At 71.1% G+C, this 20,735-nt stretch carries 16 protein-coding genes; 5 read left to right on the forward strand and 11 right to left on the reverse strand.

Annotated features, from left to right (window positions below):
• Nucleotides 1-2,352: Ig-like domain-containing protein (locus tag D7V93_RS44890; RefSeq protein WP_244237278.1), on the forward strand; the 2,352-nt coding region annotated here is incomplete at its 5' end.
• A gap of 8 nt (nt 2,353-2,360) precedes the next feature.
• Here D7V93_RS44890 and D7V93_RS12950 read toward each other — a convergent pair.
• The 7 genes from D7V93_RS12950 to D7V93_RS12980 all read right to left on the reverse strand — a co-directional run bounded on the left by D7V93_RS12950 (nt 2,361) and on the right by D7V93_RS12980 (nt 8,816).
• On the reverse strand, nt 2,361-3,425 hold the full coding sequence (locus tag D7V93_RS12950) for a HEAT repeat domain-containing protein (RefSeq protein WP_147451156.1): 1,065 nt from the start codon (nt 3,423-3,425) through the stop codon (nt 2,361-2,363).
• A gap of 87 nt (nt 3,426-3,512) precedes the next feature.
• Nucleotides 3,513-3,926, reverse strand: coding sequence for a hypothetical protein (locus tag D7V93_RS12955; protein ID WP_120643700.1), 414 nt, complete (start codon nt 3,924-3,926; stop codon nt 3,513-3,515).
• 3 nt (nt 3,927-3,929) lie between these two features.
• Complete coding sequence (locus D7V93_RS12960) at nt 3,930-5,495, reverse strand: hypothetical protein (RefSeq protein WP_120643701.1); 1,566 nt, start codon at nt 5,493-5,495, stop codon at nt 3,930-3,932.
• 77 nt (nt 5,496-5,572) lie between these two features.
• Nucleotides 5,573-5,956, reverse strand: a complete 384-nt coding sequence (locus D7V93_RS12965; RefSeq protein WP_120643702.1) for a VOC family protein — start codon at nt 5,954-5,956, stop codon at nt 5,573-5,575.
• Between the two features lie 34 nt (nt 5,957-5,990).
• Nucleotides 5,991-7,478 carry an alpha/beta fold hydrolase gene (locus tag D7V93_RS12970; protein WP_158623727.1) on the reverse strand — a complete coding sequence of 496 codons (1,488 nt, stop codon included), beginning with the start codon at nt 7,476-7,478 and terminating at the stop codon, nt 5,991-5,993.
• A 49-nt stretch (nt 7,479-7,527) separates the two neighbouring features.
• Entirely contained in the window at nt 7,528-8,094 is a 567-nt protein-coding gene (locus tag D7V93_RS12975; protein WP_120643704.1) for a DNA-3-methyladenine glycosylase I, read from the reverse strand.
• 17 nt (nt 8,095-8,111) lie between these two features.
• Complete coding sequence (locus D7V93_RS12980; RefSeq protein ID WP_158623728.1) at nt 8,112-8,816, reverse strand: class I SAM-dependent methyltransferase; 705 nt, start codon at nt 8,814-8,816, stop codon at nt 8,112-8,114.
• A 116-nt stretch (nt 8,817-8,932) separates the two neighbouring features.
• On the opposite strand from D7V93_RS12980, the gene D7V93_RS12985 reads away from it, so the two are divergent.
• On the forward strand, nt 8,933-10,588 hold the full coding sequence (locus D7V93_RS12985; RefSeq protein ID WP_120643706.1) for an FAD-binding dehydrogenase: 1,656 nt from the start codon (nt 8,933-8,935) through the stop codon (nt 10,586-10,588).
• Nucleotides 10,589-10,611: 23 nt separating this feature from the next.
• Here the strand turns inward: D7V93_RS12985 and D7V93_RS12990 are convergent, their stop codons facing one another.
• A complete protein-coding gene (locus tag D7V93_RS12990) occupies nt 10,612-11,079 on the reverse strand; it encodes a GFA family protein (RefSeq protein ID WP_120643707.1) in 468 nt (155 codons plus the stop codon).
• 178 nt (nt 11,080-11,257) lie between these two features.
• Between D7V93_RS12990 and D7V93_RS12995 the strand changes: the two genes are divergently transcribed.
• On the forward strand, nt 11,258-13,210 hold the full coding sequence (locus D7V93_RS12995) for a S9 family peptidase (protein WP_120643708.1): 1,953 nt from the start codon (nt 11,258-11,260) through the stop codon (nt 13,208-13,210).
• Nucleotides 13,211-13,231: 21 nt separating this feature from the next.
• Here the strand turns inward: D7V93_RS12995 and D7V93_RS13000 are convergent, their stop codons facing one another.
• On the reverse strand, nt 13,232-14,203 hold the full coding sequence (locus D7V93_RS13000) for a quinone oxidoreductase family protein (RefSeq protein WP_120643709.1): 972 nt from the start codon (nt 14,201-14,203) through the stop codon (nt 13,232-13,234).
• A 387-nt stretch (nt 14,204-14,590) separates the two neighbouring features.
• Here D7V93_RS13000 and D7V93_RS13005 point away from each other — a divergent pair, with 387 nt between their 5' ends.
• Nucleotides 14,591-15,133 (forward strand): HNH endonuclease, encoded by a 543-nt coding sequence (locus D7V93_RS13005; protein ID WP_120615653.1) that lies wholly within the window; start codon nt 14,591-14,593, stop codon nt 15,131-15,133.
• Nucleotides 15,134-15,211: 78 nt separating this feature from the next.
• Complete coding sequence (locus D7V93_RS13010) at nt 15,212-18,034, forward strand: AAA family ATPase (RefSeq protein ID WP_120643710.1); 2,823 nt, start codon at nt 15,212-15,214, stop codon at nt 18,032-18,034.
• Between the two features lie 241 nt (nt 18,035-18,275).
• On the opposite strand, the gene D7V93_RS13015 is transcribed toward D7V93_RS13010, so the two are convergent.
• Complete coding sequence (locus tag D7V93_RS13015) at nt 18,276-19,076, reverse strand: hypothetical protein (protein ID WP_120643711.1); 801 nt, start codon at nt 19,074-19,076, stop codon at nt 18,276-18,278.
• 124 nt (nt 19,077-19,200) lie between these two features.
• On the reverse strand, nt 19,201-20,735 hold a 1,535-nt coding region (locus D7V93_RS13020; protein WP_120643712.1), incomplete at its 5' end, for a transglycosylase SLT domain-containing protein.

Below are 20,735 nucleotides of genomic sequence, written 5' to 3' on the forward strand. Positions count from 1 at the left end.
GGGCAGAACTTCACCGCGCCCGCGACGCTCAGCCTGGGCGCCACGGCCGCGGCCACCACGGGCCGCACGCTCGCCAGCGTCACGTTCCGCGCGGGCGCCACCGTGCTCTGCACCGTGAACGCGCCGGTCTCCAACCCCGTCACCTGCACGGCCACGAGCCCCCTGGGCAATGGCAGCCACACCGTGAGCGCGGAGGCGGTGGACAACCTGGGCGAGAGCGGCTCCGCGTCGGTGGCCATCACGGTCGCCGGCCCGCCCACGGTCAGCATCCTGAGCCCCACCTCCGGCGCCACGCTGCCCACGGGGCCCACGACCCTCAGCGCGTCCGCCAGCGCGGGCGCGGGGCGGACCCTCACGCGCGTGGAGTTCTTCCAGGGCACCACGTCGCTCTGCTTCACGACCACCGGCACGGGCTGCACGTGGAACGCGACGGCCGGCACGTACTCCAATGTTTTTGCCCGCGCGACGGACAATGGCAGCCCGGCGCTCGTCACCAGCTCCGCGCCGGTGAGCTTCACGGTGAGCGCCTCCGCGGGCGGCGTGCGGCTGGTGGGCGTCGACACCGTGGGGACCCAGAACGACTCCGACAACGGCGGCTCGGTGAACGCCTTCCAGTACACCGCCGTCGCGACGGGGACGCTGGGGACGCTCAAGGTCTTCGCGGCGCCGGGCAATGCCAACGCCTCGCTGTCCATCGGCGTGTACAGCGATGCCTCGGGCGCTCCGGGCACCCTGCTCTCCTCCTGCACCACCACCGTGGTGGATCCGCTGCCCCTGGTGACAGGCCAGTGGTACGGCTGCACCGCCGCGCCGCAGGTGACGCTCACGTCGGGCACCGTCTACTGGCTGGCCCTGCTGGGCGCGAACGGGGGCGGCGTGTTCCGCTACATGGACCTGCCCACCGGCTCCATGCGCTACTCCCCCACGGGACTCTCCGCGCTGCCGGGACCCACGTTCGGCACCTCCACCGTGTACACGGGCGCGTCCAGCGCTTCGATGTACGGCCTCTCCGCGGGCAGCTCCACCGCGCCGACGGTGTCCATCACCCAGCCGGCCGCCAACGCCAACTTCACCGCGCCCGCCAACCTGAACCTCCAGGCCACCGCCACGGCGGGCCCGGGCCGCACGCTCACGAAGGTCGAGTTCTTCGACAACGGCACGACGCTGCTCTGCACCGTGAATGCACCCTCCACGACGTCCGTGAGCTGCGGGGTCAGCTCGCTCCAGGATGGCGCGCACAGCGTGACGGCGAAGGCCACCGACGACACGCTCCAGGCCACCACGTCCGCCGCGTTGCCCCTCACGCTGTCCAACCCGCCCACGGTGAGCCTCACCTCGCCCACCGCCAACGCCACGTACACGTCGCCGGCCTCCGTGCCGCTGGCCGCGACCGCCACCGCGGGGTACGGCCGGAGCATCGCGCGGGTGGACTTCTACGCGGACGGCACGTCGCTCATCTGCTCCAGCACCACCAGCCCCTACGGCTGCACCTGGAGCAATCCCTCCCTGGGAAGCCACACGGTGCGCGCCGTGGCCGTGGACAATGGCAACCCCGCCGCCAGCACCAACTCCGCCACGGTCTCCATCACCGTGAGCAGCGCCACCACCGTGCCCGCGGCGCCCACGGGCCTGACGGCCACGGCGGTGTCGTCGGCGCAGATCAACCTGGCGTGGACCGATGCTTCGACCAACGAGAGCGGCTTCCAGGTGGAGCGGGCGCCGGACGTCTCCGGGGCCCCGGGCACCTTCGCCCAGGTCGGGACGCCGGGCGCCAACGTGACGACGTTCAGTGACACGGGCCGGGCCGCGAGCACGCGCTACTGGTACCGGGTCCGGGCCACCAACGCCGCGGGAAGCTCGGCCTTCACGGCCAACGCCAGCGCGACGACCCCCGCCGCGCCCACCGCCCTCGTCGGGAACAGCACCGTATTGACGACGTCCGACTTCGAGAACGCGGGCGTCGCGGCGGCGTTCAGCTACGTGGCGAGCGCCACCGGCAACGTCACGCGGCTGAACCTCTATGTGGATGCACAGACGACGGCCACCACGCTCCACCTGGGCCTGTATGCGAATGGGAGCGGGACGCCCGGCGCGCAGCTGCGCGGCTGCACCGTCGCGACCGTCACGCCCGGCGCGTGGAACGGCTGCACCATCACGTCCCAGGCGGTGACGTCCGGCACGACGTACTGGATTGCCGTCCTCAGCCCCACGGGCGGGGGCGACATCTACTGGCGCCACACCAGCGGCACCGGCTCCTACAAGGTGCAGCCGGGCCTGACGACGCTGCCCTCCACCTGGTCCGGAACCGGCGGCTACCCCGGCAGCAACATGTCCGCCTACGCCGGCAACTGAGCCACTGCTCAGCCGAGTGAATCCAGCAGCTCGCGGAGGGCATCACGGGTCGGCCCGGTCGAATCGCGGACCACCGACTCCAGCATGCCCTTCGCGCGGAACAGGGTGGAGGGCTCCACCTCCGTCAACGCGGACAGCGCGGCGCCCTGGAGCTCGGGCGCCGCCGCCGGGCCGAGCTGGCCTTTCAGGAGGAAGAGGGCCTCCGCCGGTGGCGCCCCCAGACGCAGCAGCGCCACGGCGGCGTGGGCCGCCACGAAAGGACTCGGGTCCTTCAGCGAGTCCCGCAGGGCCGTGAGCGCCTCCGGTGACGCGGGACCGGTCAGCCCCAGCAGGGCCACCGCCTCCAAGCGGCTGGGCGGCTCCGGCTCCTCCAGCGTGCGCAGCAGCGCGGGCTCCAGGTCGGGCAGCCTGGGCAGGGACTGGCCATTCCGGCGACGCTCCTCCACCAGACTTCGCAGCGACAGGATGGCCAGGTAGAGCCGCGCGCCTTCCGCCTTCCGCACCTGCTCCACCAGGAGGGGCGCGGCGACGTCCGGCGCCAGCGGGGCGAGTGACCCCAATGACTCCACGGCCGCGATGGCCACCGGCTCCTCGTCCTCCAGCAGGGCGAACAGCCTGGGCAACCACGGCAGCGCGGGCTGCCCCACGCGCCCCACCACGCGCGCCATGGCGCTCCGCACCGACGCCTGCGGATGTCCGAACGCGCCCTCCAGGACAGAGAGCTGCGAGGGGTCCACGCGGCACACGTGGGCCAGCACCTGCGCCGCGTGCTCCACGTCCGCCCCTTCCGCCTCCACCCGCGTCACCGCTTCCAGGACGGCCTGGACGGCGGTGGCAATGAGGCCTGGCTGCGGAGGCCACCAGCAGGCCTGCAACAGGGCCAGGAGGGGTCCGACGACCTTGGACCCGGACCGGCCCAGCTCTTCCAGCAGCGCCCGCGCGGTCCGCTCCCGCGCATCCGCGTCCCCGGTGCCCAGCGACTCGCCCAGGGCCTCCAGCGCCTCCTCCCGCGCCCCGGCATCGCGCGAGGCGAGTCGGGCAAGCCATTCCTCCACGGTCGGGACGCGACTCAAGCGGTGCTCCTCACACGAAGCGCGCCGGTCGGAGAGGCCTCCCACCGGCGCGGGTTCGAGCGATCATCCCGCGACGCCCACGGGGCGTCACGGAGGAACAGCGGTGACGTGGCCCTCCGCGTCCACGTCGAAGTGGAGGGTTCCCCGGTTCTTGCCCACCACGAAGAGCGCATAGCGCCCCCCGGGTTGGAGCGCCCGGGGCTCCTCCACCGCGATGAACCCCGAGGGAGGCTCCCCGTAGGTCAGCGACCCCACGCTGTTGAGGTCGCCGAACGGTTCCGCCCGCAGGTGCCAGAAGAGCGCTCCGCCCCGGTCCAACACCTGGACGGTGTTGTAGCGGGGACGGTCCGGGTGCTCGGGGTCCTCCACCTCGAAGCGAGGGGCGGGCAGTTGCTGCGCTCCCGCCGCCAGCGACACCTGGAGGACCGGGCGGCAGGCCGTGAGCAGCAGCAGCAACAGGGCCGAGCACCACCACGGACCGGCACCCCGCGGCGACTTCATGGGCTAGGGCGCTCCCTTGCCGGCCCGCACCTGCGCGAGCGCGTCGTTCAACTGGGAGGTGTAGTCCTTGCCGTTGTAGTGGAAGCCCGCGCCGGGGTTGTCGAAGAACCCCGCGAGCTGGGCCTGCTGCAGGAACTCCGCCTGCTGCTCCGGGTTCAGCTCGTTCCAGGGCTTGCCCGCGTCCAGGCCCTTCTCGAAGTCGTAGCCATCCCCGACGTACTGGGCCACGAGCGCCTCGCTCATGTAGTCCGTGCCGCCGTTCTGGTGCTGCCAGACGTGCGCCGACTCATGCACCAGCAGGTCCGGGGTCAGCGGCATGTTCTCCGGCGGGATGTAGATGGTGTCCCCGTGGGTGAACGCGCGCCCGGTGGTGCTGAACAGCCCGGAGCTGCCTTCCTTGATGCGCATGGCCGAGTAGTCGATGGTGTCCCCGTACACCTTGCGCAGGGTTTCGATCTCCGTGGAGCTGAGCTTGCGCGCCGGAGGCTCCAGGCCCACCAGCGTCTGGATGCCGCTGATCGTGCGGCCCGCGAGCATCAGGAAGGCATCCACGGGCGTCTGCACGAACGTCTTCAGCAGCCCCAGTCCCATCTGTTTGAAGCCTTCCCCGAACTTCCCCTGGAAGAGCTTCCCGATGCCGCCGAAGAAGGTCCCGATCCCTTCCCCGATGTTGCGCACCGCGCCCTTCGCGGCGCTGACGAGGCCCGTCGCCATGCTGCGAACGCCGTCGAACACGCGCACGGCCACCGTCTTCACCGCGCCGCCCACGGCCTTCGCCGCGGTGCTGATGGCGCCACCCACAGCGCTGGCCGCGCTCCCCACGGCCTTCACCGCGGTGCTGACCGCGCTGCCCACCGCGTTCACCGCGGTGCTGACAGCGCCACCGACGGCCTTCGCCACGGTGGAGACCGCGTCGCCGATCGCCTTGAACGGGTTCCAGAACTCGACTTCCTTGTCCTTGCCGTCGATGCGGATGATGCCCTTGTCATTCTCCGCGCGGATGTCCGCCACCTGCTTGGGGGACAGCTTCTCGCCGGACATGACGCGGCGGAACAGCTCGCCCTCGTCGCCCTGCGTGTCCTGGGCGTTGAGCTTCGTGTCCAGGTGGTGGCCCGCCTCCTCCACGAAGGTGGAGGCCGCGAGGGACGGATCCAACGACTCGTTGATCAACACCGTGCCGGACTCGGCGTCATACGCGCCGTTGGCCCCCTGGAGCGTCTCCGCGGAGACGAGCTTCACCGGGGGCAGCCAGCCGAAATCCCCCTTCTGCGCCTGCTGCCGGAACTGTTCAGCCTGCGCGGCGTTGTAGCCCTCCCCGTACACGGTGCGCATCGTGTCGTGGAACTTCTCCTTGTCCGACGCCAGCGCCCCGAACTCACGCTGGAACGTGGCCGTCAGGTCAGGCGACTTGCCGACGAACGCACTCTGTTCGGAGAAACCCGCCCGGCGCGCGGGGGCGCCGGAGGTCGTGGTGGTGGCGGTATTGCCCGCCGTGCGCCCTGGAGCATTTCCCGCCGGCGCGAGCGCCTTGCGAGGCTCCGGTGGCGGAAGCTTCGGTTGAATCCGCATGATGATGTCCCCCTCTGGTGCAGCTGAGAAAGCCCAGCATACATCGGAAGCCTGGAGACACATCAAGCCAGGGGGAGTCAGACCTGGGCCATCTGGATGAGGTTGCCGCAGGTGTCCTCGAACACGACGGCGGTGATGGGCCCCATCAGCTCGGGCTTGCCCCGGAACACCACGCCCAGCTTCAGCATCCGCTCATATTCCGCATGACAGTCATCGACGGCGAACGACGCCAGCGGGATGCCCGCGTCGAACAGGGCCTTCTGGTAGACGCGGGCGGCGGGCAGGCCCAGGGGCTCCAGGAGGAGCTGGGTGCCTTCCTGCTGGTCGGGCGACACGACGGTGAGCCAGCGGTACTCCCCCACGGGGATGTCCACCTTCGTCACGAAGCCCAGCACCTCCGTGTAGAACTTCTGGGCCTTGGCCTGGTCGTCCACCATCACGCTCGTCAGGTTGATGCGCATTCCATGTCTCCAGGTGGCTACAGCGGGGGGTTCTTCAGTTTGCGGGGTGTGCGCTCAGCGAGAAGTCCGCACCGCGCAGCTTGAGCGCGCAGTCGACGGCGGGGGCACGCGTGGGGTCGCGCAGGAAGGCCATGGCGATGCCCAGGCCGCACGGGTGGAACGAGGCGCCGTGGCTGCGGCCCCGCATCTCCACGGAGTACGCCTGGGGCATGGCCGAGAGCAGCCGGCGGCTCCACTCCGGCGGCGTGTCCGGGTCGAACTCTCCCGCGAAGATGAGCGTGGGCACGTTGCTCGTCACTGGCGTGTTCTCCACGGGCGGGGCGGCGGTGACGTTCCAGGCGCGGCACTCCTCGGGCGAGGCCGCCGCCTCGTCCACGCCACCAAGCCCCAGAGAGGCAGCGCGCTGCGCGGCCATTCGGGCCGGGTTCTCGAAGGGAAGCTCCTCCGCGCACCACACCGAGTAGCGCAGGCCAAAGGCGAACGACGACGGCCCCTGGTTGTCCTGTACCAGCCGCGTCAGGCGTTCGAAGCGGCCCTCCGACGCGTCTCCAATGATCCTCGGGATGAGGGGAATCGCAGCGGGGTCATGCAGCGCCGAATAGAGCGCCTCCACCACCTGCGCGCCCCGGACCTCCACGGGTTTGCCCCCCGTCGCCGCGGCGTCCAGCTTGAGCGCCAGGGGACGGCGGTCCGCGGTGGCCACCAGCTTCGCGAAGCGTGCGGGCAGGTCCGGATACAGCGCCCCGCATTCGCGGTCCACGGCACACCCGTCGAACACCAGGTGGAGTGAGCGAAGCAGGTTGACCCCCGCGACCTCGTCGAAGTTCACCTCCGGTGGCAGCACCGAATCCAGGAGCACGCTGCGGACACCGGTGGGATGCCGACGCAGCACCGTCAACATCAGCCGCGTGCTGTACGACATGCCGAAGAGGTTCCACGTCTTCAATTGCAGCAGCTTGCGGAGATCCTCGATGTCGTCCGCGGTGGCTTCGGTGGTGTAGCCGTCCAGGTCCACGCCCGCGGAGGTCAGCGTCTCACGGCAGCGTCCCAGGGCCTTCGACAGCGCGGCGGTCGCCGCCGGCCCGCGCAACCGGCCCGCGGCCTGCTCCCCCTTGAGGGCATTGATCTCGGGACACTCGAGCGCCGGCTGCGCGAACTTGGCGCCGCGCTGCTCCAGCAGGATGTAGTCGCGCTCGTCCAGGAACGGGTTGCCCTTGCCGGAGGTCCGGTGCTGGACCGCGCTGCCCCCGGGGCCTCCGGGCATGAACAGCACCGGGTCGGTCGCGGGCTTCGCGGCGCGGCTCCGGAAGATCATCACGGGAAGGCGGATGGAGCGGCTGTCCGCCTTGTGCCGGTTCTCGGGCACCACCAGCAGGCCGCAGTCGATGCGCTCCCCGGGGACGACCTCCACGGGGCAGGCGCCGCGCTCGAAGCGCGGGACGGGCGGGGTCGGGGTGGCTTCGGCCCAGGCTCCCCACGACAGCAGGCACATCGCGACGACAGGACCCCAGGGCAGGCGCATGCGGGTCGTTAAACCAAGCGAACCCGTGTCAGGTCCACCCGTCCGTCGCTCAACGGTGCCGCGCGCCGTGCCGGAAGCAGCCGACCACGTGGTCATCCACGAGGCCCGTCGCCTGCATCCACGCATAGACGATGACCGGCCCCACGAACTTGAAGCCGCGCTGCTTGAAGGCCTTGGAGAAGTCCTCCGACAGCGCCGTCTTCGCCGGCACGTCGCCCTTCCCCGTCCAGGTGTTCTTGAGGGGCTTTCCGCCCGCCCGGGTCCAGACGAAGGTGGAGAAGTCCTCGCCCGCCTCCGCCATGGCCAGGTACGCGCGGGCGTTTCCAATGGTCGCCTCAATCTTGGCGCGCGCACGGACGATGCCCGCATCGCCCATCATCCGTTCGACGTCCTTCTCACCGAACCTCGCCACGACGGCCGGGTCGAAGCCCTGGAACGCCTTCCGGAAGGCCTCGCGCTTGCGCAGGATGGTGATCCACGCGAGCCCCGCCTGGAAGCCCTCCAGCATCAACATCTCCCAGAGCGCGCGGCTGTCGCGCAGCGGCACGCCCCACTCCTCGTCATGGTAGGCCTGATAGAGCAGGTCGTCTCCGGCCCAGGCGCAACGCTGTTGCATCGGTGGGGGCCTCTTCTTCATACGGGCCGGGTCAGCAGCGCGAACAGGCCATCACTCCACCACCGGCCGCGCAGCCCGGGCACGAAGCGCTGCCAGTACACGCTGCTGCGGGGGATGCGCCCGGGCAACGGATAGTCGAAGTCGATGGACTGGAAGCCCGCCTCCTTCGCCATGCGCCGCGCGTCCAGTTCCGTGATGGGGGTGATGTGCCCCGAGTCCCGGTAGTCCTGGTCGCAGAACGCGGGGAAGTAGCCCCGGACCAGGAACGACAGGCGCGCCGTCAGGCTGTCATTGTTGGGCGTGGTGATGAACAGGTGCCCACCCGGACGCAGCACCCGGAAGGCCTCCTTCACGAAGTGGCGGGGGTTGGCCAGGTGCTCCAGCACCTCGATGGCGAACACCCAGTCCACCGACGCGTCCGCGCAGGGCAGCGCGTCCCGGGACACGTCGCCCAGGTGGAACTCCACGCCGGGCAGGCGGCTGGCCCCCGCGTCATGGATGTCCGTGCTGAGGATGCGGTCGATGTTCGGGTTGTGTTGCAGCCTGCGGATCCAGCCGCCCTGGCCCGAGCCCACGTCGAGCACCACGCCCGATGCGCGCTGTCCCGCGACGACCCAGGCCGCGTCCCGCAGCGGCTCCGGGGACAGCCCCTCCTGCCGTTGGGCATAGGCGGCGGCATCATGGCCCAGCGGTCCCGTGTTGCTCCTTGCGTCCGAATCCATGCGAGGCAGCTTGCCCTGAGTCCCGGGGCGCGGGAAGCAACCCGGGAGAGAGGCGACCGTCCGCCGGGGAAGGTCGACTATCATCCGCGCGCGCAGCGTCACCAGGAGGCAACCGCATGGGACAGGAAGTGGATGTCATCGTCGTGGGCGGCGGGCTCGCGGGCCTCGTCGCCGCGACCGAGCTGGCGGATGCCGGCAAGCGCGTCGCCGTGGTGGACCAGGAGGGTGAGCAGAACCTGGGCGGGCAGGCGTTCTGGTCCTTCGGCGGCCTGTTCCTGGTGGACTCGCCCGAGCAGCGGCGCATGGGCATCAAGGACTCGCACACGCTGGCCCTGGAGGACTGGATGGGCACCGCGGGCTTCGACCGCGAGGAGGACCACTGGCCCCGCAAGTGGGCGGAGGCCTTCGTCGGCTTCGCCGCGGGCGAGATGCGCTCCTGGCTGCACCAGCAGGGCATGACCTGGTTCCCCGTGGTGGGCTGGGCGGAGCGCGGCGGCTACGGCGCGGTGGGCCACGGCAACTCCGTCCCCCGCTTCCACGTCACCTGGGGCACGGGCCCCGGCGTGCTGGCGCCCTTCGTGCGCCGGGCGAAGGCCGCAGAGGCGGCGGGGAAGCTCACGTTCCTGTTCCGTCACCGCGTGGACGAGCTGCTCGTCACCGCGGGCGCCGTCGTCGGCGTGCGCGGCATGCGGCTGGAGGCCACGGACGTTCCGCGCGGCGTCACCAGCTCCCGCAAGACGGAGGGCGACTTCGAGCTGCGCGCGCAGGCGGTCATCGTCACGTCCGGCGGCATCGGTGGCAACCACGAGCTCGTGCGCAAGAGCTGGCCGAAGAGCCTGGGCACCGCGCCCAAGTTCATGGTCCAGGGCGTCCCCGACCACGTGGACGGCCGGATGATCGCCATCACCGAGGCGGCGGGCGGACGGCTCATCAACCGCGACCGCATGTGGCACTACACGGAGGGGCTGCGCAACTGGAACCCCATCTGGCCGCGCCACGGCATCCGCATCCTGCCGGGCCCCAGCTCGCTGTGGCTGGACGCCACCGGCAAGCGCCTGCCGCCGCCGCTGTACCCCGGGTTCGACACGCTGGGGACGCTCGAGCACATCATGAAGACGGGCCATGAACACACCTGGTTCCTGCTCAACCAGCAGATCATCAAGAAGGAGTTCGCGCTCTCCGGTTCGGAACAGAACCCGGACCTCACCGGCAAGGACTGGCGCGGGGTGCTCAACCGCGCCATCGGCAAGAAGGCCATGGGCCCGGTGGAGGCGTTCAAGGAGAAGGGCGAGGACTTCGTCGTCGCCGGGAACCTGCGCGACCTGGTCGCCGGCATGAACGCGAAGACGGAGACCCCGCTGCTGGACTACGCAACCGTGGAGCGTGAGGTGCTGGCGCGCGACGGCCAGCTGGCCAACCCCTTCGGCAAGGACCTGCAGATCGCCGCCATCCGCCAGGCGCGCAACTACCGGGGCGACCAGCTGGTGCGCACCGCGAAGCTGCACCCCATCCTCGACCCCAAGTCGGGGCCGCTCATCGGCGTGAAGCTGAACATCCTCACGCGCAAGACGCTGGGCGGCTTCGAGACCGACCTCGCCGGCCGCGTCTTCAACGCCCAGGGAGAGACCATCCCCGGGCTCTACGCGGCGGGCGAGGTGGCCGGCTTCGGAGGCGGTGGCGTCCATGGCTACCGCGCGCTGGAGGGGACGTTCCTCGGCGGCTGCATCTTCTCCGGCCGCGCCGCGGGCCGCGACGCCGCGAGCCGCGTGTAGCCGCTTCCGGCGGGCCGTGGCCCTCAGGACTTGAAGGGCCACGGCGAAGGACGCATCCCCGCCTGCCAGTTGTCGTTCCGGCCGTCCCAGTACCCGATGGTGAGGTGGGTGGGGTCCACGTCATCCAGCGTGTTGATGTTGACCGAGCAGAACGCCCCGCCGAGTTCGGGAAGGTCCCCCTCGCTGAAGCAGTGGACGCCGCAGCGCTTGCAGAAGCAGCGGTGGTTGGGGGTGCCCTCGCGCCCGTACTGGCTCAGCTGCTCCTTGCCCGCCAGCAGCCGGAAGGCGGCCGGCTTGATGATCGCCCCCGTCGTGCCGTACTTCGTGCAGAACGTGCAGTTGCAGCGGCCCACGGTGGAGAGGTCCAGGTCGGCCTCGTAACGCACGGCGCCACAGCTGCAGCCGCCCTGGTAGGTCTGCACGCCGCTGTAGCTGCGCGCGCCGTTCTGGCCCGGGGTCTTCTGAACGTCGTTCTGGGTCTGGGTCGTCATGGCGAAATCTCCTGTGCCGCGTTGAAGGAACCCGACCCTTATCCCCCCTGTCAGTGACAGCCTTATGTCAGGTTTCTGGGCCCCCCTTCCGGGGTCCTGGAAGGGGGGTCGCAAGCACTCCTGTTCCTCCACCGGGCAGATGGGACAGATTCCCGCCTCCGCCAACCCCGGAGGATGCATGGCCGCCTGGAAGTTCCTGCCCCCCCTGCTCGCCGCGACGCTGCTCAGTCCCCTGCTGATGGGGGCCGCCCCGCCGGAGGCCGCCGCGCCGAAGCCCGTGCAGCGGCCCTCGAAGCAGTACACGATGAAGCAGTTCATGGGGACGACGGTGGTGAGCGGCCCCGTGTTCGCCTCTGACGAGCAGCGGATCCTCTTCTCGTCGAACGCCACGGGCATCTTCAACGTCGCCAGCGTGCCGGTGGGCGGCGGCAAGTCTGACGCCCTCACGCGCTCCAAGACGGACGGGATGCGCGTGGTGGGCGCGTTCCCGGGTGACAACCGCTTCCTCTTCGAGCGCGACCGGGGCGGCAATGAACAGACGCACGTGTACGTGCGCACGCCGGACGGCAAGGAGCGCGACCTCACCCCCCTGAAGAAGGGCGTGGCCCACTTCCTGGGCTTCAGCAAGGACGAGACGGCCTTCTACGTCACCACCAACGAGCGCGACGAAGGCGCCATGGACCTGTACCGCCATGACGCGAAGACCTACGCCCGCACGCTGCTGATGCAGAACGACAAGGGCTTCAACGTGATCGCCGTCGCCCCCGACGAATCGTGGGTGGCCCTGGACGAGGCGCTCACCACGTCCGACGGCAACGTGTGGCGCTACGACGTGGCGACGAAGACGCTGAAGAACCTCACGCCCCACCAGGGCGCCGCGAGCTATCAGGTGGCGGACGTCGACCCCGCGTCCGGGCAGCTGTACCTGCTCACGGACGACGGCTCGGAGTTCACCCGCGTGGTGCGGCTGTCGAAGGACGGCGCGAAGCTGGAGGAGGTGGAGAAGGCGGACTGGGACATCTTCGCGTCCACCTTCTCGCGCACCGGCGCCTATCGCGTGAGCATCCTCAACGTGGATGCGGGCACGGAGGTGCGCCTGCACGACATGAAGACGGGCACCCAGGTCGTCCTGCCCCAGCTTCCGGACGGGATGATCTCCGAGCTCGTCTTCGCGCGCGGCGAGAAGCAGCTCGCCTTCCTGCACGAGGGGGACCGCTCGTCCGCGAACCTGTATGTCTATGACCTGGCGACGAAGAAGGCCACGCGCCTGACGGACACGCTGAGCAAGGAGCTGGATCCGGAGGACCTGGTGGACTCGCAGGTGGTGCGCTTCAAGTCCTTCGACGGGATGGAGATCCCCAACCTGCTCTTCAAGCCGCACCAGGCCACGCCCGAGCACAAGGCGCCCGCGCTCGTCTGGGTGCACGGCGGGCCCGGGAGCCAGACGAGCAAGGGCTACGCCGACTTCATGCAGTACCTGGTGAACCAGGGGTACGTGGTGCTGGCCATCAACAACCGGGGCAGCACCGGCTACGGCAAGTCGTTCCAGCGCGCGGATGATCAGAAGCACGGCAAGGAGCCGCTGCGCGACGTCGTGGAGGCCCGCAAGTACCTGGCGAGCCTGCCGTATGTGGACGGCTCGCACGTGGGCATCATCGGCGGCAGCTACGGCGGCTACATGGTGCTGGCGGCGCTCGCCTTCCACCCGGACGCCTTCGACGTGGGCGTGGACGCCTTCGGCATCTCCAACTGGCTGCGCACGCTGAAGAGCATGCCGCCGGAGTGGGGCGCCTTCCGTCAGGCCATGTTCCAGGAGATTGGCGACCCGGAGAAGCAGGAGGCGATGCTCAAGGAGATCTCCCCCCTGTTCCACGCGGAGAAGATCCGCAAGCCGCTCTTCGTCATCCAGGGCGCCAATGATCCGCGCGTCCCCAAGGCGGAGTCGGATGAGATCGTCGCCGCCGTGAAGAAGACCGGCACCCCCGTCGAGTACCTCCTCCTCCCCGACGAGGGCCACGGCTTCAAGAAGAAGAAGAACGAGATCCGGGTGAACGAGAGCGCCCGGAAGTTCTTCGACCGCTACCTCAAGCCGGCAGCGGCACCGGCGGTGGCTCCGGCCCCCAAGCCCTGAGGCCCGAGGGGGCGGCGCTGATCACTCCGCCCCGAGCAGCACGACCTTGCCCACCGTGTCCCGGCCTTCCAGCCGACGGTGGGCCTCCTCGGCCTGGGACAGCGGAAGCGCGAGGCCCACCACCACGCGCAGCCGCTTCGCCAGCACCTCTTGCAGCAGCGCCTCGCGCGCCCGGCGCTCCACGTCCGGGGGTGTGGGCGTGCGCAGCCAGTAGGCACTCACGGTGAGCGACTTCGCGTAGAGCGAATCCACCTCCAGGTGCGGCGGCGGGCCGCTGGCGTTGCCGTAGCTCACCAGGTGGCCGAAGGGCGCCAGCGCCTCCATGCTGGCCTTCCACGTGCTCGCGCCCACCGAGTCCAGCACCCGCTCCACGCCGCGCCCCTGCGTCAACGCCTGGACCCGCGTCGCGACGTCCTCGTGGTCGTAGCGGATGATCTCGTCCGCCCCCACGTCCCGCGCGAGCTTCGCCTTCGCCTCGCCCGACACCGTACCGATGACCCGGGCCCCCGCCGCCTTCGCGAGCTGCACCGCGAGCAGCCCCACGCCTCCGGCCGCCGCGTGGACGAGCACCGTCTGCCCCGCCTCCACCCGCCCCACGGTGTGCACCACGTGGTACGCCGTCAGCCCCTGCACCAGCAGCGCCGCCGCCTCCGCGAACGACACCTCCGGCGGCAGTTCGAGCAGTCCCGCCACCGGAGCGAGCGCCGCCTCCGCGTAGGCCTGCTTCGTCAGGGCCACCACCCGCCGCCCCACCCACGCCGCGTCCACGCCCGGGCCCACCGCGCGCACCATGCCCGCGGCCTCGCTGCCCAGGATGCGCGGCAGCGGGACGTGGGCGTCGTACAGCCCCCGGCGTCGCTCGGTGTCCGCGAAGTTCACCCCCGCGGCATGCACTCGCAGCAGGACCTCTCCGGGCCCCGGCGTGGGCTCCGGCACGTCCTCCCAACGGAGGACCTCCGGTCCTCCCACCTGGTGGTAGCGGATGGCTTTCATGCGCGGAGTCCTAACGTCCGCCTGGAGGCCTGTCAGGAATGAATCGCCACCGCCGTCCCTCGGCAGCGAGAGGAGCGGTCTCCATGCGCCCGGCGACGAAGCAGGCCCCGATGAATCCCCAGCACCTGCCGGTCTCCGCTCCCTTCGCGTACCGCTGGCGTGGCCTCGCGGCCCTCCACGGTCCCCAGCCCGGCTCCTGAAGCGTCCCCTGCCCCGTCACCTGACGCGGCATGGCACCTGGAGGCCGGGCTCCCGACGAGGGACCCCGGCCTCTTCTCGTTTCCCCTTCTTCACACCTGAAGGCCGCGCACGGGGTGCAGCCTGGATTCCAAATCCGGGCGAGCAGGGTTCGACTCCCTGGCGGCCTGTCCCGAAAGGCCCCGTGTCATGGAAACGCTGGTCCTCAGCCAGTCCTATGAACCCGTCGCACGCATCCCGTGGCAGCGCGCCATCCACCTGCTCTTCCAGGGCAAGGTGGAGGTGGTCGAGGAGTACGAGGACCGCGTCGTGCGCTCGGTGACGGTGGAGCTGCGCATGCCGTCCGTCATCCGCTTCGTGCGCGCCCTGTGGAAGGGCCCGCGCGGCATCCGCTTCAGCCGCGAGAACGTCTACCAGCGCGACCACTGCCGCTGCCAGTACTGCGGCCGCAAGGTCACGCGCCCGGAGGCCACGTACGACCACGTGGTGCCGCGCGCGCAGGGAGGCGTCACGAGCTGGGACAACATCGTCATCGCGTGCGTGCCCTGCAATCAGCGCAAGGGCAACCGCACCCCGGCCCAGGCGCGCCTGACGCTGCTCACGCTGCCGGCCAGGCCGAAGAAGCTGCCCAACGCCGTGCACCTGTCGTTCCTCGTCGAACAGGGCGTGCCCCTGTCCTGGCGCAAGTTCCTGAGGGACGTCGCCTATTGGCACACGGAGCTGGAAACCTGAGTCCCCCGGGGTGCCGGGACTTCGCTTCCGTGCGGCAACGGTTAGAGTGCCGCACGTCGAGGGGGCGTTCCGGACCACATGGCGACGAGGAAGAGCGAAGACCAGGAGCGGCTCATCGACCGCGACCTCACCGCCATGGCGCGCGAGGGCAAGCTGCCCGCGGCGTACGGCGTGGATGTCGCCGTGACGGAGGTGCTGGGCCTGCTGACGCGGGGAGGCAAGCACCCCCTGCTGGCGGGCGAGCCCGGCGTCGGCAAGAGCGCGCTCGTGCAGGAGGTGGCTCGCCGCATCGCGGAGGGCCGCGTGGACGGAGACCTGGCGCAGGCGCGGCTGGTGGAGGTGTCCGTCGCCAACATCCTCGCGCGCAGCACCCAGCGCCAGGCGGCGGAGAGCTTCGAGGAGCTGCTCACCCACCTGGGCCGGCACCCCTGCCCCATCGTCTACATCCGCGACCTGCCCGTGGCCCTGGGCGGCCCCCTGGCCCCGGTGGCCGTGCGCGCGCTGCGCACCGGCGGACTGCGCTTCATCTTCGAGACCGAACCCAAGCGCGTGCAGGAGCTGCTGCGCGCCGACGAGGCCCTGGCCGAACGGCTCCACCTGCTGCCCCTCAACGAGCCGCCGCTCGACAAGGCGCGGTGGATTGTCGGCCGCGTGGCGGAGGAGCTGGAGCGCGACCTGCGGCTGCCCATCGACCCGGCCGCGTGCGACCTGGTGCTGCGGCTGTCCGCGAAGTTCCTGCTCGCGCAGCACATGCCGCGCAAGGCGATTGAGCTGCTCAAGGAGACGGCGGCGGAGGCCGCGGGCGTGGCGCGCGACCACGTGGGGCCGGAGGACGTGCTCACGCGCTTCTGCGCCGCCACGCGCCTGCCCCGCTTCGTCGTGGACGACGCGATGCCGCTGGACCTGGAGGAGACGGAGCGCTTCTTCGGGGAGCGGCTGCTCGGCCAGAACGACGCGGTGGCCGCGGTGCTGCGCTCGGTGGCGCTGCTCAAGGCGGGCCTCAATGATCCGCGCCGGCCGCTGGGCGTGTTCCTCTTCGCCGGCCCCACGGGCGTGGGCAAGACGCAGCTGGCGAAGCTTCTGGCCGAGTACCTCTTCGGCTCCGCCGACCGGCTGGTGCGCCTCAACATGGCGGACTACCCCAACGACGGCGATGAGAGCGTTCCCTTCGGCGCGTCGTGGGCGCCCGCGCTGGAGACGCGGCGGGGCGAGCTGTCCGCGCTGCTCGACGGCAAGGTGTTCACCGTGCTGCTGCTGGACGAGTTCGAGAAGGCGGCCCGGAGCGTCCACGACCGCTTCCTCCAGCTCTTCGACGAGGGCACCTTCGTCAACGGCGCGGGCGAAGCGGTGTCGTGCAACAACACGCTCATCGTGGCCACGTCCAACGTGGGCTCGGAGGTGTACCGCGAGGCGGGCCTGGGCTTCGCCGCGCACAAGCGCGCCGAGGAGCAGGTGTCGGAGGTGGACCGCCGCATCGCGGAGGCCTTCCGGCCGGAGTTCCTCAACCGCTTCGACGCCATCTGCCACTTCCGTCCGCTGTCCCGCGTGGACATCCGGAAGATTGCCCAGCGCGAGGTGGGCCGCGTGCTGGAGCGCGAGGGCATCCGCGCCCGCGCCCTGGACGTGGAGGTGACCCCGGAGGTCGTGGACCGGCTGGTGGAGCGCGGGTATTCGCCGCAGTTCGGCGCGCGCTACCTGCAGCGCGAAATCGAGAAGACGCTGACGGCGGCGCTGGCGGTGGAGATCGCCCGCCGGCCGCTGCCGCCGGGCACGCCCGTGCGCGTGGAGGCCCGTCCCGGAGGCCGTGTGGTGGCGGTGGCCGAACCCGTCCCGCCGCCCCGCGAAGTGACGGCGCAGCTGCTGCTGCCGTCGGCGAAGGCGGCGGCGGTGAAGCGCCGGTTGGATCGCAAGTCCCTGCTCTTCGAGATGGACCGCCTGGTGGGCCGCGCCCGGACCCTGGCCGAGTCCGCGGGACGGCCGGAGCTGGAGGAGCGCCGCGCCGCGCTGCTGGCGGAGACGCAGGCACCGAACCTCTGGGATGATCCGCTGCACGCGGCGGACGTCATCCGCGCCTTCCGCACGGTGGAGGCGCAGATTGGCGAGCTGGAGCGCCTGGAGGCCGCATGCCTCTTCGGGCGGCGGCTGGTGCGCGAGGCGAAGAACGAGGTTCAGCTCGCCTCCGCGGCGCGGCAGGTGGAGGACGTGGCGCGCGAGGTCCAGATGGCGGAGGCGCTGCGGGCCTCGGGTGCGACGCCGCTCGACAACGAGGCGCTGGTGGACATCTGCGCCAGCGACACGTCGGAGCAGCAGGACGTGTGGGTGCAGGAGCTGGCCACGATGTACCTGGGCTGGGCGCAGCGGCGCGGCTACGAGGCCACCGCCGTGGCGGAGGCGGAGACGCCCGCGCGCGTGGTGGTGCGCATCGCCGGGCCCGGGGCGTACGGCTTCCTCGCGGGCGAGGCGGGACTGCACCGCCGGCTGGAGGACGAGAAGCGCCAGCGCGCCTACGTGCGCGTGCACCGGGGCGGGCCGCTGGAGGAGATGGAGCGGGAGCTGCTGGTGCTGGAGGGCCGTCCGGTGAAGAGCCGCGAGGGCGAGTACCTCCAGCGCGTGCGCAACGAGGTCACCGCGAAGGACGAGGCCACGGGCCGCATGTTGACGCTCATCGGTGCCGGGGAGCTGGAGGAGCTCAAGGGGATCGCCGCGCGCGTCGTCGCCGGGCAGGGCGCCAGCACCGACGAGGCCCGCCGCTACTTCCTGGGCCGCGGCGCCCGCGTGGAAGACCCGCGCACCGGCGCCGGAACCCCGCGCGTGAAGGACGTGATGCGCGGTGAGCTGGATGTCTTCATCGCCGCGTGGATCTCCCGGCCCGCGCCGGAGCCGCCCACGCCGCTCGGCTGAGTCATCGCCGGAGCATCAGGGCAGGCAGCCGCGCCACGCCCTGGCGCAGGGCTGCCCTGCGGCATCACCAGAGCGGCGCCAGCGCGTCACCGAAACGTCAGGGCAGGAAGCCGGGCGCCAAGCCCTGGCGCATGGCATTTCCGAAGCGGTGCCAAAGCAACGCCGAGACGTCAGGGCAGGACGCCGCGCCATGCCCTGGCGCATGGCTTCTCTGCGGCATCACCAGCACGGCGCCGAAACGTCAGGGAAGGTAGCCGCGTGCCACGCCCTGGCGCATGGCTTCCGCGAGCACGTCCAGCCCCTGCGCGGTGTTGATGCGCGAATGGGACGTGGTGCCGCTGACGATCTGCACCGCGCCGCCCAGCACGAAGGGCAGCGGCCTGCGCCCCAGCCGCAAGAGCCGCTCATCGTAGAAGGCCGTGGGCGCGCGCTCGCGCAACAGCTTGGACAGGGCCACCATGTTCGCAGTGCGCGACGGCTGCATCGCGGGCCCCAGGCACGAGAAGTCCAGCCCCAGCTCCGGAATCACCGCGCCGCGCCCGTCGCGGTCGAAGACGAAGAACTGCTGCGACGTCTCCTCCTGCGAGCCGCGCACGCTCGTCTCCGTCGTCTTCGTCATCTTCAGGCCGCCCGTGATGAGCGCCGTGCCCAGTGCCACCGAGGTCTTCTTCTCGGTGTGCTCGCTCTGCGTGCGCACGGAGCTGTTGCCCCGGAGGACGACCGTCACGTCCTCCCAGGCCAGCGTGAGCGGCGCACCGGAGCGGGGCGTGAACGTCCCCTGTGTGGCGCCGAACGTCACGGTCCGGGCCGTCACGCGCTCCGCGGTCTCCGCTTCGTCGATGGCGAGCACCGCGAGCCCCGCGTCCTGGAGCCGCTTCACCAGCGCATCCGCCGCGTCGGGAGCCAGCCGCGCGAGCAGGGCCGGCGGCTCCGGAGCCAGCCGCATGCGGGCCTCCGCCGGGGCCATGCCCGACGCGGCCGCGAGCACCTGGGCTGCTTCGGGGACTTCTCCAGCCGGACGGACGAGCGCGACGATCTTCATGGCTTTTCCCCACCCCTGCGTTGACGGCCCGGCAGTGGGACGCATCCTCGCGCGAAAGCCGCCAACACGCATCCGAACGCTGGAGCCCCGGAGACATTCCCGGTGACGCCAGCGCGGGAGGAGCTCAGTCGAGCAGGTGAGGGTTCCGCAGCAGCAACACCGCGGCCTGCACGGTGCTGGTGTAGTCGTTGAGCTTGCCGGTGCGCGTCAGCTCGCTCACGTCACGCACCCCGGTCTCCTTGAGGACGCGGTCCACCACGCCCTCACCCTGGTTGTAGGCCGCGAGCGCGAGCCGCCAGTCCCCCCCGTAGCGCGCATGCAGCGCCTGGAAGAGGGCCGCGGCGGCCTCCGTCTCACGCGCCACGTCCAGCCGCTCGTCGTTCCCGGCCTCCACCTTCAAGCCGAAGCGGCGCGCCGTCTCCGGGATGAACATCCACACACCCGCGCCCCGCTGCCCCGGCGCCAGCGACGGCTCGCGCGACGTCTCCGGCAGGTTGCTCACCGCCGACTCCACCATCGCCACCGCGAGCAGTCCCTCCGGAAGAGACTTCGAGCGAAGCGTGCCCGCCAGCGCCTCGCGGTGCACCGCGAGGTTCACCAGGGCCTTGCGCATGAAGTCGCGCCCCTTCGGCGTGGTGACGAACCGGTTGAGCTGCGCCACCACCGCCGCGTCCACCACCACGGGCAGGTCGCCCTCCTTCTGCCCCGCCGCCGCGAGCGCACGGGCCTCCGTGAGCGACACCGCCCTGCCCCGCACCGCGCCCTGCGCCCACAACGCCAGCGGCGCGAGCACCAACGTCAGGGAAAACACCAGGCCCAGGGCACGACCGGAACGACGAGGACGGGGTTCGAACAGCATGTGGATTCTCCTGACGGTGGGGTGGGACATGCCGGTGACTCCGGCGGGAAGGGAGAGGGCGCCCGGCACGCGCAGCGACGCCTGGAGCAGGCACCGCGCATAGGCCTCCGCGGGCACGCGAGGCCCGGTGACGAGCGCCTCGTCGCAGGCGAACTCCTGACAGTCCGCCAGCCACCGCGAGAACAGCCGCGCGAAGGGGTTCCAGAAGAACGCGCTGTCGAAGCCGAGCCGCGCATACGCGAGCACCGTGTCGCGCTGCCGGTGGTGTTGCAGCTCGTGCCGCACCGTGAGCCGGAACGCCTCCGCGTCCTCCAGCACCCCAGCGGGCACCACGACCCACGCGCCCCGACCCGGGAACCACACGGAGAACGCGCCCCCTGCCGTGTCCCCCAGCACCACGCGCACGCGGCCCACGCGGCGCAGCAGCGGCAGGGCTTCAAGTCCCCGCAGCAGGCGCAGGTACCGGCGCAGCTCCCACGCCAGGAACCCGAACGCGCCCACGCCCAGGCCCAGCGCCACCGCGGGCACGGCATCCGGCACGCCAGCGTCCTCCGGAACGGGCCCCGACACCGCGACCCGCGAGGACCGCGCCTCCGGGAGCGCCAGCGGCGCGGTGTAGCGCACCAGCGAGCGCTCGAACGTGAAGAGCGGCGCCACCGGCAGCAGCTCCCGCACCGCGAGCGCCCCGAACGGCAACAGCACCGCCAGCCCCAGCGTCACCCGGCCCACGCGCAGCGTCTGCCGCGCGCTCAGCCTCCGCGCCATCCCCAGCCCCAGCACCGCGCGCAGCAGCCCGAAGC

The sequence above is a fragment of the Corallococcus llansteffanensis genome (assembly GCF_003612055.1).
Classification (GTDB): Bacteria; Myxococcota; Myxococcia; order Myxococcales; family Myxococcaceae; genus Corallococcus; species Corallococcus llansteffanensis.

Bases quoted from the DNA above. Each gene is read 5' to 3' on its own strand.
- D7V93_RS13000 (WP_120643709.1), bottom strand. From the start codon at position 14,203: ATGAAAGCCATCCGCTACCACCAGGTGGGAGGACCGGAGGTCCTCCGT.
- D7V93_RS12965 (WP_120643702.1), bottom strand. From the start codon at position 5,956: ATGCGCATCAACCTGACGAGCGTGATGGTGGACGACCAGGCCAAGGCC.
- D7V93_RS13015 (WP_120643711.1), bottom strand. From the start codon at position 19,076: ATGAAGATCGTCGCGCTCGTCCGTCCGGCTGGAGAAGTCCCCGAAGCA.
- D7V93_RS12960 (WP_120643701.1), bottom strand. From the start codon at position 5,495: ATGCGGATTCAACCGAAGCTTCCGCCACCGGAGCCTCGCAAGGCGCTC.
- D7V93_RS12995 (WP_120643708.1), top strand. From the start codon at position 11,258: ATGGCCGCCTGGAAGTTCCTGCCCCCCCTGCTCGCCGCGACGCTGCTC.
- D7V93_RS12980 (WP_158623728.1), bottom strand. From the start codon at position 8,816: ATGGATTCGGACGCAAGGAGCAACACGGGACCGCTGGGCCATGATGCC.
- D7V93_RS12990 (WP_120643707.1), bottom strand. From the start codon at position 11,079: ATGACGACCCAGACCCAGAACGACGTTCAGAAGACCCCGGGCCAGAAC.
- D7V93_RS12970 (WP_158623727.1), bottom strand. From the start codon at position 7,478: ATGCGCCTGCCCTGGGGTCCTGTCGTCGCGATGTGCCTGCTGTCGTGG.
- D7V93_RS13005 (WP_120615653.1), top strand. From the start codon at position 14,591: ATGGAAACGCTGGTCCTCAGCCAGTCCTATGAACCCGTCGCACGCATC.
- D7V93_RS12985 (WP_120643706.1), top strand. From the start codon at position 8,933: ATGGGACAGGAAGTGGATGTCATCGTCGTGGGCGGCGGGCTCGCGGGC.
- D7V93_RS13010 (WP_120643710.1), top strand. From the start codon at position 15,212: ATGGCGACGAGGAAGAGCGAAGACCAGGAGCGGCTCATCGACCGCGAC.
- D7V93_RS12955 (WP_120643700.1), bottom strand. From the start codon at position 3,926: ATGAAGTCGCCGCGGGGTGCCGGTCCGTGGTGGTGCTCGGCCCTGTTG.
- D7V93_RS12975 (WP_120643704.1), bottom strand. From the start codon at position 8,094: ATGCAACAGCGTTGCGCCTGGGCCGGAGACGACCTGCTCTATCAGGCC.